A 12162-nucleotide genomic window follows, 5' to 3' on the forward strand; every position below is an offset into this window, starting at 1 on the left:
CATGGAGCTTTACGACGTCATGCGCACGACGCCCGCGGTGCGCGAATTCACCGACGACCCGCTGCCCGACGACATTCTCGAACGGATACTCGACAGTGCCCGCTTCGCGCCGACGGGCGGCAATCGCCAGGGCGTACGCGTCATCGTGCTTCGCGATCGGTACACCCGGTCGGCATTGGCGGACCGGGGCTTACCGCCGCCCGCCGCTATACCGCCCAGCTCGCCAAGGGCGAATCACCGTGGAATCCGTTGCAGCCCAGCGCCATAGACCGATCAACGATCGAGGCGACCGAGCCGCCGCCGCAGATGTCGGCCCCGCTGCGCAAAGCGCCCGTGACGCTGGTGATCTGCCTGGATCTCGCCGTCGTCGCCGCAACCGATCAAGACCTCGATCGCATCGCCGTCGTACCCGGGGCGTCGGTGTACCCGTTCGTGTGGAACGTGTTGCTGGCCGCGCGCAACGAGGGTTACGGCGGTGTGCTCACGACGATGGCCGTGGCCGAGGAACCACGCGTCAAAGAGCTTCTCGGTGTGCCCGACACGTTCGCCATCGCTGCGATCCTGCCGCTGGGCAAGCCGGTGCGCGAAGTCACGAAGCTGCGGCGACGGCCCGTCGCCGAGTTCGCTACCCGCGAGCGCTTCGATGGCCCGCCGTTCGCTTGCTGAAACAAGGCGGCGTGCGCGCGCCGGAATGGCTCTCGGTACGCTTGAACGGATGTGTGGAGCCACCGGTGAGGTGCGACTCGACGGCCGCGTCCCAGATGTAGCGGCGGTAGCAGCGATGGCTGAGGTCATGGCGCCGCGAGGGCCGGACGGGGCGGGTGCCTGGTCACAAGGGCGGGTTGCCCTAGGTCATCGTCGCCTCAGAATCATCGATCTGACCGAGCACGGCGCCCAACCGATGGTCGATTCCGACCTGGGCCTGGCGCTGGCCTGGAACGGCTGCATCTACAACTACAAGGAGCTCCGTCGCGAACTCGAGGGTTACGGCTACCGCTTCTTTTCCCACAGCGACACCGAGGTGCTGATCAAGGCCTACCACCGCTGGGGCGACGACTTCGTGAGCCACCTGATGGGGATGTTCGCATTCGCCATCGTTGAACGAGACAGCGGCCGGGTGTTGTTAGGTCGCGACCGGCTCGGGATCAAGCCTCTATACCTGACCGAAGACGATCACCGGATCCGCTTCGCGTCGACTTTGCCGGCGTTGCTTGCCGGCGGCGGCGTGGACACCAGGATCGACCCCGTCGCGCTGCACCACTACATGACGTTTCATTCCGTCGTGCCGGCACCGCTGACCATCCTGCGTGGAGTTCGCAAGGTCCCGCCCGCGTCGCTCGTGGCCATCGAGCCCGACGGCAAACGCACTACCACCACGTACTGGACGCCGGACTTCACGAGGCGAGCCGACCGCGCGGACTGGTCCGAACGCGACTGGGAGGACGCCGTGCTGTCCTCACTGCGGGTCGCGGTCAAGCGCCGCCTCGTCGCTGACGTGCCGGTCGGCTGCCTGCTGTCCGGCGGTGTCGACTCCAGCCTGATCGTCGGGCTGCTCGCCGAAGCCGGGCAGCACGGCCTGTCCACCTTTTCCATCGGCTTCGAATCCGCCGGCGGCGTCCAGGGTGACGAGTTTCGCTGGTCGGACATCATCGCCGAACGTTTCGAAACCGACCATCATCAGATCCGCATCGGGACGGACCGCATGCTGCCCGCGCTCGACGGGGCGATCGCCGCGATGAGCGAGCCGATGGTCAGCCACGACTGCGTCGCCTTCTACCTGCTCAGCCAGGAAGTGTCCCGTCATGTCAAGGTCGTGCAGTCGGGTCAGGGCGCCGACGAGGTGTTCGCCGGCTATCACTGGTACCCGCCGATGCAGTCACCCGCCGCGGCCACCCTGGATGGCGCGGTCGCGCAATATCGCGGTGCCTTCTTCGATCGCGATGCGGAAGGCGTTGCGGCGCTTCTCGGGCCAGGCAACGCGGCCCCGGGTGATCCCAGCGTGCGTTTTGTCACCGAGCATTTCGCGCAGGCCAATGCCGATACCGGCGTCGACCGTGCGCTCCGGCTGGATACGACGGTGATGTTGGTGGACGACCCGGTCAAACGGGTGGACAACATGACGATGGCCTGGGGGTTGGAGGGCCGGGTTCCCTTCCTAGACCACGAGTTGGTCGAGCTCGCGGCGACCTGCCCGCCGGAGCTGAAGATCGCTCAAGGCGGCAAAGGAGTTCTCAAAGAGGCCGCGCGGCGGGTAATCCCGTCGGAAGTCATCGATCGGCCGAAGGGGTATTTCCCGGTGCCCGCCCTGACTCACTTGGAAGGCCCGTACCTCGACTTGGTTCGCAATGCACTGTATTCGCCTGAGGCCAAGGAACGCGGGCTATTCGACACAGACGCGGTCGATGCGCTCCTGGCCGACCCCAACGGCAAGCTGACCCCACTGCGCGGCAATGAGCTCTGGCAGATCGCGCTGCTCGAACTCTGGCTGCAGCGCCACGGTGTGACGGGATCTGCGGCGTGACCGCCATCGAACCGTCGGAGGAGAATCCCGAGGCGATCACGCTCAGCCTGCACGATGCGTCGCCGGACCACCTGGCGAAGGCGATGGCCGAGGACGTCGAGCTCGAATTGGGCTGGGGGCGGCTGATTTTCGGCCAGACTTTCGTCGATGCCGGTAAGCTGACCGAGACGTTGCGACGGGAAGCGCCGGGGCGGCGGGACATCTGCATCTACGCCCACGAGTCTCACGTCGTGGTCGCGGGATCCCCGAGCGAGCTCTTTATCGATCCCAGCCACACCTATCGGCTGCGCTTCGGCGAATCCGATCAGGAAGACTTGACACCCTCACCGCTCGGCGTCACCGTCCGTACGCTGAACGATCCGGACGATGCCGACGCGATGAACCGCGTATTCGTGCGCTGCGGAATGGTTCCCGCGCCCGTCGAAACGATTTGGGACAACCACCAACACGTGGAGGCGGTGACATATCTACTCGCGGTGCGCGACAACGACGGCGCGGTGGTGGGCACCGTCACCGGTGTCGATCATGAGTTGCTCTTCAAGGATCCGGAGCGCGGATCCAGCCTGTGGACACTGGCCGTCGACCCCGCCGCGGCGCTTCCCGGCATAGGCGAAGCCCTGACCCGGGCTTTGGCCGAGCACTTCCGCAGGAAGGGTCGCGCCTACATGGATCTGTCGGTGGCGCACGACAATGCCGGCGCCATAGCGCTTTACGAGAAGCTGGGCTTTCGACGAGTTCCGGTGCTGGCCATCAAGCGGAAGAACGCGATCAACGAACCGCTGTTCACGCCGCCGCCCGAGACGGTCGAGGACCTCAATCCCTACGCGCGGATCATCGCCGACGAGGCGCTGCGCCGCGGCATCTGGGTAGAGGTCCTAGATGCCGAAACGGGCGAGATGCGACTGGCGCACGGCGGCCGCACCGTGATCACCCGGGAATCGCTGTCGGAGTTCACGTCGGCGATCGCGATGGCCCGCTGCGACGACAAGCGTTTGACGCGACGCCTTGTCTCCGAAGTGGGCATCACGGTGCCTCGCGCTCGGCTAGCCACGTTCGACAAGAGCGACTTCGAATTTGTGACCGAGGTCGGGGAGGTTGTCGTCAAGCCGACGCGCGGCGAGCAAGGCAACGGCATCACCGTCGGCATCACCGCAGACGATGGTCCCGATGAGCTCACCGCCGCATTGAGACGGGCGCTAGCGGAATACCACGAGGTGCTGATCGAGGAGCGGGTGCGCGGCGACGATCTCCGGTTGGTGGTGATCGACGGCCGGGTGATCGCCGCCGCGCTGCGGATGCCGCCCGAAATCATCGGCACGGGTGACCACACCGTGCGGGACTTGATCGCTGCCGAGAGTCGGCGGCGGTCCGCGGCCACCGGCGGTGAGTCCCGGATCCCGCTCGACGAGGTCACCGAGGCGACGGTCGCCGAGGCGGGTTGGACGCTCGACGATGTGCTGCCGAAGGGGACTCGACTGCGCGTTCGCCACACCGCCAACCTGCATCAGGGCGGCACGATCCACGACGTCACCGCCCGGGTGAATCCGGAACTGTGTCATGTCGGGGTGGCGGCCGCCGCGGCGATCGGTATCCCGGTGACCGGCATTGACCTCATCGTGCCGGACGTCGCCGGCACCGAATACGCCTTCATCGAGGCCAACGAGCGACCGGGGCTGGCCAACCACGAACCGCAGCCCACGGCCGCGGCCTTCCTTGACTATCTCTTTCCCAGTCAGCCGGGCAATCCGCTGGCCTGGACTCCCGAAGAGGCCCAGCACCCGCGCGACTGACGTGATTTGTATTGCCGTGCGCACCAAGCGAATTCATCACTGTGACGATTCGGCGGGGTAGCGGGGCCTGCACGTCGAGTTAGCTTGTGCTAACTTGACCGCCTACGCGTTGGGGGTAGGGGGCTGGGCGTATGGCCGCGCCTATATGGATGGCCGCACCGCCGGAGGTGCATTCGGCACTGCTGAGCGCTGGGCCCGGTCCGGCATCATTGCTTGCGGCGGCGGACGCATGGAGCGCCTTGAGCACGGAATATGCCTCGGTGGCCGAGGAGGTCACCGCGGTGTTGGCCAGTGTGCTGGCGGGGGCATGGGAGGGGCCGACCGCGGAGTCATATGTGGCCGCCCACGTGCCGTATCTGGCGTGGTTGATGCAGGCCAGCGCCAACAGCGCTGCGGCTGCCGCTCAGCATGAGACGGCGGCGACGTCCTACACCGCCGCATTGGCGGCCATGCCGACGCTGGCCGAGCTGGCCACCAACCACATCGTCCACGCTGTGTTGGTGGCGACCAACTTCTTTGGGATCAACACCATCCCGATTGCCCTCAACGAGGCCGATTACGTGCGGATGTGGATCCAGGCCGCGACCACGATGAGCACTTATGAAGCGATGTCTAGCGCGGCGGTGTCGTCGACTCCACCGACCACGCAGCCGCCGGTGGTGGTGAACCCGGTGTCGACCTGGCTCAACTCCGTGACCAGTGCCGTCCAAACCGCTGAGCAACTCGCCCACGACGCATCCACACTGAACCTGTCCGACCTGGGGTCGGCGATCCTGAACTTGATCCAAAACTTCAGCATCGCGGCCTTCATGGCGGATCCGATCGGGTACTCGCAGCAGGTCGTCGAGTCCTTCGTGGGGCAGTTCCCTCTGCTGTCGGACCTGTATTTCGGGTTCGGCGGCGACCACGTCTTCGAATTCGCAGCCGATCCGGTGGGTTTCGTCGAGAACATCATCAATAAGTTCCTCGCGGATCCGGCGACGGCACTGAGCAATCCGTTTTTGTTGGTCCTGAGTCCCGACGATTTTGCATCGATCGGCTACAGCGCTTTTTCTCCGTTCATCCCCGCGGCGGTCGCTCCCGTCGGGGCGGTGGGCGGCATCGCCGGATTCGCGGAGCTGGCTCAGCCGACCGCCCTGACTGGCGCGCCGCCACCCGCAATCGCACCGGCGGTCCCGCCCGTGGCGGCCGCGCCCGCCGCGTTGCCGCTTGCCGGGATGGCTCCCACCGCAGGCGCACCGGCCGTTGCCCCTGGCGCGGCTCCGGCGCCCGCACCCGCGGTGAGTACGGTCGCCACGCCGGCGGCTCCAGCGCCGGTAAGCGCGGGCGGGACGGGTTTCATGCCCCCCTACGCCGTCGGGCCTCCCGGCATCGGCTTCGGCTCCGGGCAGGGCGCTAGCGCTAGCGCTAGCTCCAGCGCGAAAACGCAAGCGTCGCAGCCGGATAGCGCTGCGGCGGTCTCCGCGGCGGCCGCGCGAGAGCGGGTCCGGGCCCGGCGGCGCCAGGCCGCGAAGCAGCGCGGGCACCACGACGAGTTCATGGATATGGATGTCGAGGTTGATCCGGTCTGGGCTGCGCCGTCGGGCGAGCCACCGGTCGTCTCGACCGCGGCGTCGGAGCGCGATGCAGGGCCCTTGGGATTTGCGGGGACGCTATCGAAGGGCAGTAGCGAGCCGACGGGGTTGACCACGCTGTCCGGCGACGAGTTCGGCGGGGGACCGACGGCGCCCATGCTGCCAAATACGTGGGATCACGACGGTCCCGGGGAAAAGGACTGAACCACAACACAATTCGTCACACTGACGAATCGAGGTCGATGTCTCAGGCGGAAAAGGGCGCGTCGGGGGAGTCGTAGCGCGACGACTACGCTGTGGCCTCATGGTCGAGCATCTGCCCCCCGTCCGCACTCTGCTGTCCGGCCTAGTAATGGTCGAGTCAGCCCGGTGGCACGAGGGTCGATTGTGGTTCGCCCACTGGGGTGTGGGTGAGGTTGTCGCCGTCGACATGGACGGCAGTGCCGAGGTGATAGCCGAGGGGCCGCCCCAGATGGGTTGGTCGATCGACTGGCTGCCCGATGGGCGCCTGATCACGACCGGTCCGACTGTGACTCGGCACGAACCCGATGGGGAGACGGTGACGCACTGCGAGCGGGGCGGCAACGAGATTGTCATCGACCCGCATGGCCGCATGTATGTGGACGGCTTCGATTTCGACTTCCTGGGCGGCGGCACACCAGAGCCCGGCTGGATCAACCTCGTCGCGCCCGATGGCACCTATCGTCAGGTTGCGGGTGACATCGAGTTCCCCAACGGCATGGTCGTGACGCCCGACGGATCCACCTTGGTAGTCGCCGAGTCATTCGCCGGAAGGCTGAGCGCATTCGTCATTCAGGACGACGGTTCACTTTCGGACCGCCGGGTGTGGGCCGAGGGGCTGGGCCCGGACGGCATCTGTATCGACGCCGAGTCGGCGATCTGGTCCCAGACCGCTGACGTTTTTTCGCATACGGGCGATCCGGATGCTCCCGCTGGCGCGTGCGTGCGGGTGCTCGACGGCGGCGAGATCACCCACCGCGTCGAGACCGAGCTGCCCTGCTTCGCCTGCACCCTTGGCGGCCCCGACGGCCAGCACCTTTTCTTGCTCTGCAACGAATTCGAAGGTGTCGACCAGCTGGAGGCGGTGCAGGCCCGCCGGTCCGCCCGGATATTCGTCACCGAGGCGCCTGTCCCGAGGGCAGGCTGAGGTCACGGTATCCCTTGCGGCCCAGGGCATTTCGTCACAGTGACGTATTAATGGTGCCGCGGCCAGGCGCGGGGACGGGCGGTCGAATGGCGGCTTCACGGATTGCCGTCCACTTCCAAGGCAGTCACCTGACGTCCGAACCATCCACGCGCTCTGGGACTTTCTTCGGCACTGTGCATTCCGGGTGGGTCCGGGGCGGGATGGCACCGACACCAGCGGTATCCGATCACCGGGGATGCGAAGTTCTTTCAACCACATGCGACCTGGACATGCATTTACCGATAAGCGACATTATGTCAAGTCGGCCGAGGCTGGTGCCGCCGCGCCTGATCCCCACCCCGCTATCCCTCGACGGTCTTCTTTAGGCCCGACAGCATCGAATTCCAGTTCGCCTCGGCTCGGTTGGCTTCATCCGCGCTGGCGTTGTTGTCCTGGGACAGCTTCACCCGGGTGCCTGAATTCGTTGGAGTCAGTTCGTAGGTGAGTGTGTGGTAGTTCTCGGGCTTGTCGGGCAGGCCGGTCATCGGGCTGAAATGCGTGACCCGCAGCAGATGCGGCTCCTGCACGTCGATAACCGACCCCTTGTCCTGGTACGCGGTTCCGTCATATTCGCCGGACCATGTGATGGGGCTACCTGGTTTCCAGTCGGTTTCCACGTGGGTTCCGAAGAAGTACTTTTCCACGATCTCCGGATCAGTTAGCGCCTGCCACACCCGCTGAGCGGGTGCGTTGATGTCGACTTCAGCGGTGGCTGTGAACGTCATCGAGGGACCTCCTCTTCTAGATATATGACTGAGTCATATATCGACTACCCTGTAACGCGAAGAGAGAAACCAGGCGGCGGAGGCGATGGACAACCACGACGGCGAGCAGCTGATCAACTGGGTCGCGGTAGCGGCGCTCGCCATCAGCGACGCCATTTACGACTCGCTCGAAGCGTCGACCCGACAGGATCGCAGCGCCGCCGTAGCGCTGGTCGCGTTGGCGGATCTGGCGCACGCGGGATCCGTTCAGTCGTTGAGCTCGATGATGGGTGTCACTCACTCGGGTTGCGTCCGGATCGTGGATCGACTGGCTCGCGACGGGCTCGTTGACCGCGGGCCCGGTGCGGACGGCCGCACACGCTCCCTAGCGCTGACAGCCGAAGGACGACGACTTGCGCACCGGCTGCGACGCGCTCGCCACGACGCGGTCGTCGCCGCGCTCAGGCGGCTCAGTGGCGAGCAACGGAATCAGCTTCGCGGGATAAGTCGTGCGGTCGTTGCGACGTTGGCGCACGACCGACTCGAACATCGCCGAACTGGGCAGTCACCGGGCGGCGGTTGGCTGTGCCGGCTATGTGATGCGGCAGCCTGCGGGCGCGATGTCGGTCAGTGCCCAGCCGCGAACGTGGCCCACGGGCGTGATGCATGAACACAGCCGCAACCGATCAGTGCTTGCGCTCCCCTGTCAACTGCCGACCGTCCACCGATTTCGCTTGCCGCCCAAGGCGTTCCGCGTACTCCGGGTCGAGCAGGCGGTCTTCGTGTGTTGCGGTCTTCGAGGCCAGACGGGGCGAGCCTTCCGTGCCGTATCCGCTGCTAACCCATTGTCAAGATCGTGGCCGCGGCGACGCCAATCACCGTTACAAGAGCCACCAAAATCACCGCGATCGCCGCGCGCACGATCTCTTCTTCCGTGAGTCGCCAGCGCGGCTTCGATTCGACGAGAACGGTGTCCCCTCGACGGGCAATTGCGTTCACTTTTGCGACCGCCAAGAAGACATCGTCATGCCCGTCGGTCGCGTCTTTGTCGACTGGGTTGTGCGCGGCGATTGCGGTGGTCATATCAGCCCCCGGGCGTACGAACGCCGATCGGCGTTATTAGGTAGGGAGGTCGAAAGGTTCGGCCTTCTCGTATATCCGAAGATACGAGTGCGAGATCACGATTGCGGTAACGCTCCTTAACGGTCACAGCACACAACGCGGTGCAGTCCCCGCATGATCACCTCGACAAGACCATCGAATTGTTTCGACGTCGTCGCGTCGGCCTCGAGGTGGGCCAGCATGCGGTAGACCAGGGCGCGATTCAGTCCAATTGCTACGCCGAGCCGTTCGCGCGCCGTGTCCGCGGTCATAGCCGAACGGTCACCGTTTGGTATCCGTTTGGGAGCGCAACCGCGTTTCGGCTGGCGCAGCCCTATCGGTAACAACAGTCACATCGTTAACATCGCGCGATGCACAGTTTGCCCCCGCTGGCCAGCGACGTGCGACTGCGAGCGGCTTCTCGGCGCGACGCGCTGCGCTATGCAATAGCGTTGGCCGGTTTGGGTGTCGGATCATTAGCCTGCGGGATGCCGGCGGCGGCCGCCGCCGCTCCTCCCCAACTGATCGACTTCGCCGCGCGCCAAATTCCTGCGCAGCAGATTCGAGCTGCCGGCTATAGCGGTGTGGTCAACTACGTTTCGGAGTCGCGTCCTGGCTCATCGTTTGGTGCCAAGCCGATCACTCGGCCCTACGCCGACTCATTGAAAGCCGCAGGCCTGGTGATTGTCAGTAACTACCAATACGGCAAACCGGGTGGGTCGGCACCGTCGGACTTCACGCGCGGCTACGCCGGCGGCATCGCGGACGCGCGCACCGCCTGGCAGCTGCACACCGCCGCGGGCGGCAGCCAAGGTGCCCCGATTTTCTTCACCATCGATGAGGACATCAATCGCGACACCTGGAATCGCAGCGCGCTGCAGTGGTTTCGCGGAATCAACTCGGTTCTTGGGGTTCAACGCACGGGGGTCTACGGAAGCGTGAGGGTGTGTGAGTGGGCCGCGGCCGATGGCGTTGTCGGGTCTTCGAGCACACCTGGTCGCCGTTGGGTTTGGCAAACTCGCGCCTGGTCCGGCAATCAGGTCCACCCTGCCGCTGTTCTCTACCAGCGAGTCGTGAGCACCTCGTCCAATCCCGGGCCAAAGGTCGGCGGACTCGAAGTCGACGTCAACGATGTCCTGGCTTCCGATTGCGGCCAGTGGAACCTCCATGCGAACCATCCCAGTGGCGATGTGCGGTAGTGGCGAGATCGCTGAACGCCTGATTCGGGCTACAGCCCGGATGGTACGACCTTGCCGTTCACCGTCACCTCGACCTGGCCGGTCTTCGGGTTGTACTCGATCTTGCCATGCTCGAAGTTCGACACGACCAGATCGCCGACGGTGTTCGCGTCGCTGGTGGGCAAGCCCAGCGGACCTGCCGAGCCGTTGGTGCCGGTGACCGCGGGCGTGCCGTCCGGGTCGCGTGGGACATTCCACGCCTCCCGGATCTTGCCCACGGTGATGTATGCAGGCGTGCCGGCCGCGCCGTTCTTGGCGGTGATCACGCCGCCCTGGAACTGCTGGAACACCACGCCGCTCTCCCGTGTCCCCGCGTTGCGGTCACCCGTCAGCGGCTTGCCGAGGGCCTTCTTCTGATCCTCGGTTGCCGCCGAGTACTTGGCAGCGATCGGGCCGGTCAGAGTCACCTCGACGTCGCTCTCCCCGATCAGCTTCACCTCGGTGGGTGGCGCCGGGGTTTTAGACGTGGAGGTGCCGCTCGCCCCGACCTGAGACGGTGGCGACGCGTCGACGCTGTTGCCATTGCTGCAGCCGACAGTGATCAGCGCGACGGCGGCCAGACCGACGACTGCCGGGTGGCGGTATGCGATCGTTCTCATGAGCTTTCCTCCTAGCGTCTTGCTGTGGTGTGGGTCGAGTCGCCCCTTATCCCCCTGCCCGACCGGGACCACGACCGAACCACCTGAGTGGCGCAGGCGGCCGCGGTCGTCGTAGCTCCGAACGACCTTACGGCGCGGTCATAGCCGGCGAGGCAGAGCACCTGAGCAGGGATCACGGTGCTCGATGAAGTCCACCATGGGCTCGGCGGCCGCGTCCCGTGACCCTCGCATCGATGGTTTGAAATTCGGAGCTCTGGATAGACCTCACCTGTGAATCGGCTGCTGCCATTCGACAGGCGGCACACTCACGAAGGGAGCCCGACGTGGCGTTCTCACACATTGCATCGAAAACAATGACAGCAACGGCCGCACTGGCGGCGGCCGGAATCCTCGCGGCGACGCCGGCATTCGCCGATCCGCAAGTGCTGCAATTCGGCCAGATGGCAGAGCTGTCCAGCAATGGTGGCACTATTGACTACACCGTGAGCAACCTGCGGCCCAGCGGCCACAACGACGGCATCTGGTACTCCGACGTCACGGCCACAGGCGTAAGCGGTAACGCAACTCCGAACATCGCCGACTTCAACGCTCGGGCGGTCAACAGCTCAACGTTCGCGGTGATGAAGGGCAACCAGATCGACGGCCTTCCTGAGGGGCCACTCCCCCTAGGAAGCCCTGTTAAGGGGCGCATTTACTTCGACGTTCGCAACGGTACGAACCCTGACAGTGTCGTATACCGGGACGCCGGAGGCACTGACAAGGTCGTCTGGAAGGGCTAGCTAGCAACTCGATACGTGTCCCCGCCTTCGAGTGTGTCGGCCATCCCCTGGCAGCTGTTAGGCGGTGGCCGAATCGTCCCAGTCGTTCCGCTTCCACGCCTCCCCGCGCTACTCTTTGCCGATGATCGCGGGCGAGAAGGCGCCTGACTTCACTCTGCACGATCACACCGGTCAGCCTCGGACACTGGCGGCGCTCCTTTCCGACGGCCCGGTGGTGCTGTTCTTCTTCCCCTTAGCGTCTTCACCGATCTGTACAGCCCAGGCCTGTCACTTTCGGGACCTGAGCAACGAATTCGCCCGGGTGGGCGCCCAAAGGGTCGGCATCAGCACCGATACCGTCGACAAGCAGGCCCACTTCGCCCAGCAGCGGTCTTTCGACTATCCACTGCTGTCCGACGCGGACGGCGTGGTGTCCGAGCTGTTCGGGGTGCGCCGAGGCAGGCTCGCCAAGCTGCGTAGATCCGTCGTGGCGCGTGAGGCGACCCGGCGCGGCCGGCACAGCCGGCGCCGCGGCCTGCTGGCCCGGCTGCTGCCGGTCAGACGGACGACATTCGTCATCGACACCGACCGCACCGTACTCAAGGTCGTTTCCAACGAGCTGCGCGCATCGGTCCACGCCGACCAGGCCCTGTGGTTCTTGGAGCACCAC

11 protein-coding genes and 2 pseudogenes are annotated in these 12162 nt (G+C 65.4%); 8 read left to right on the forward strand and 5 right to left on the reverse strand.

What is annotated here, in order from left to right:
- The first annotated feature begins 1 nt into the window (after position 1).
- The 5 genes and pseudogenes from A5744_RS04120 (at position 2) to A5744_RS04140 (ending at position 7053) form a co-directional block, all read left to right on the forward strand.
- Positions 2-666: pseudogene (locus A5744_RS04120) on the forward strand (nitroreductase family protein).
- 49 nt (positions 667-715) lie between these two features.
- Positions 716-2521, forward strand: coding sequence for an N-acetylglutaminylglutamine amidotransferase (locus tag A5744_RS04125; RefSeq protein ID WP_076058744.1), 1806 nt, complete (start codon positions 716-718; stop codon positions 2519-2521).
- A complete protein-coding gene (gene ngg, locus A5744_RS04130; RefSeq protein ID WP_076058634.1) occupies positions 2518-4311 on the forward strand; it encodes an N-acetylglutaminylglutamine synthetase in 1794 nt (597 codons plus the stop codon). The genes A5744_RS04125 and ngg overlap by 4 nt, the downstream gene beginning before the upstream one ends.
- A gap of 131 nt (positions 4312-4442) precedes the next feature.
- On the forward strand, positions 4443-6089 hold the full coding sequence (locus A5744_RS04135) for a PPE family protein (protein ID WP_076058637.1): 1647 nt from the start codon (positions 4443-4445) through the stop codon (positions 6087-6089).
- Positions 6090-6189: 100 nt separating this feature from the next.
- The gene (locus tag A5744_RS04140) at positions 6190-7053 is read left to right on the forward strand and encodes an SMP-30/gluconolactonase/LRE family protein (RefSeq protein ID WP_076058639.1); all 864 of its coding nucleotides are present in this window, start codon (positions 6190-6192) and stop codon (positions 7051-7053) included.
- 341 nt (positions 7054-7394) lie between these two features.
- Here the strand turns inward: A5744_RS04140 and A5744_RS04145 are convergent, their stop codons facing one another.
- From A5744_RS04145 to A5744_RS24575, 4 genes are all read right to left on the reverse strand, one after another.
- Positions 7395-7817 (reverse strand): SRPBCC family protein, encoded by a 423-nt coding sequence (locus A5744_RS04145; protein ID WP_076058641.1) that lies wholly within the window; start codon positions 7815-7817, stop codon positions 7395-7397.
- 364 nt (positions 7818-8181) lie between these two features.
- Complete coding sequence (locus A5744_RS24570; RefSeq protein WP_170874419.1) at positions 8182-8346, reverse strand: hypothetical protein; 165 nt, start codon at positions 8344-8346, stop codon at positions 8182-8184.
- Positions 8347-8633: 287 nt separating this feature from the next.
- Positions 8634-8879, reverse strand: coding sequence for a hypothetical protein (locus A5744_RS04150; RefSeq protein WP_076058643.1), 246 nt, complete (start codon positions 8877-8879; stop codon positions 8634-8636).
- Between the two features lie 116 nt (positions 8880-8995).
- A complete protein-coding gene (locus tag A5744_RS24575; protein ID WP_170874420.1) occupies positions 8996-9169 on the reverse strand; it encodes a hypothetical protein in 174 nt (57 codons plus the stop codon).
- Between the two features lie 99 nt (positions 9170-9268).
- Here A5744_RS24575 and A5744_RS04155 point away from each other — a divergent pair, with 99 nt between their 5' ends.
- Entirely contained in the window at positions 9269-10096 is an 828-nt protein-coding gene (locus tag A5744_RS04155; protein ID WP_076058645.1) for a DUF1906 domain-containing protein, read from the forward strand.
- A 29-nt stretch (positions 10097-10125) separates the two neighbouring features.
- On the opposite strand, the gene A5744_RS04160 is transcribed toward A5744_RS04155, so the two are convergent.
- Positions 10126-10734, reverse strand: coding sequence for a hypothetical protein (locus A5744_RS04160; RefSeq protein ID WP_076058646.1), 609 nt, complete (start codon positions 10732-10734; stop codon positions 10126-10128).
- Positions 10735-11087: 353 nt separating this feature from the next.
- Here A5744_RS04160 and A5744_RS04165 point away from each other — a divergent pair, with 353 nt between their 5' ends.
- Positions 11088-11513, forward strand: coding sequence for a DUF1942 domain-containing protein (locus A5744_RS04165; protein WP_139329444.1), 426 nt, complete (start codon positions 11088-11090; stop codon positions 11511-11513).
- Between the two features lie 121 nt (positions 11514-11634).
- Positions 11635-12153 (forward strand): annotated as a pseudogene (locus tag A5744_RS25275) (peroxiredoxin); the annotation flags it as partial.
- Positions 12154-12162 lie beyond the last annotated feature (9 nt).

It is taken from the genome of Mycobacterium sp. IS-1264, from assembly GCF_001954195.1.
Lineage (GTDB): Bacteria > Actinomycetota > Actinomycetes > Mycobacteriales > Mycobacteriaceae > Mycobacterium.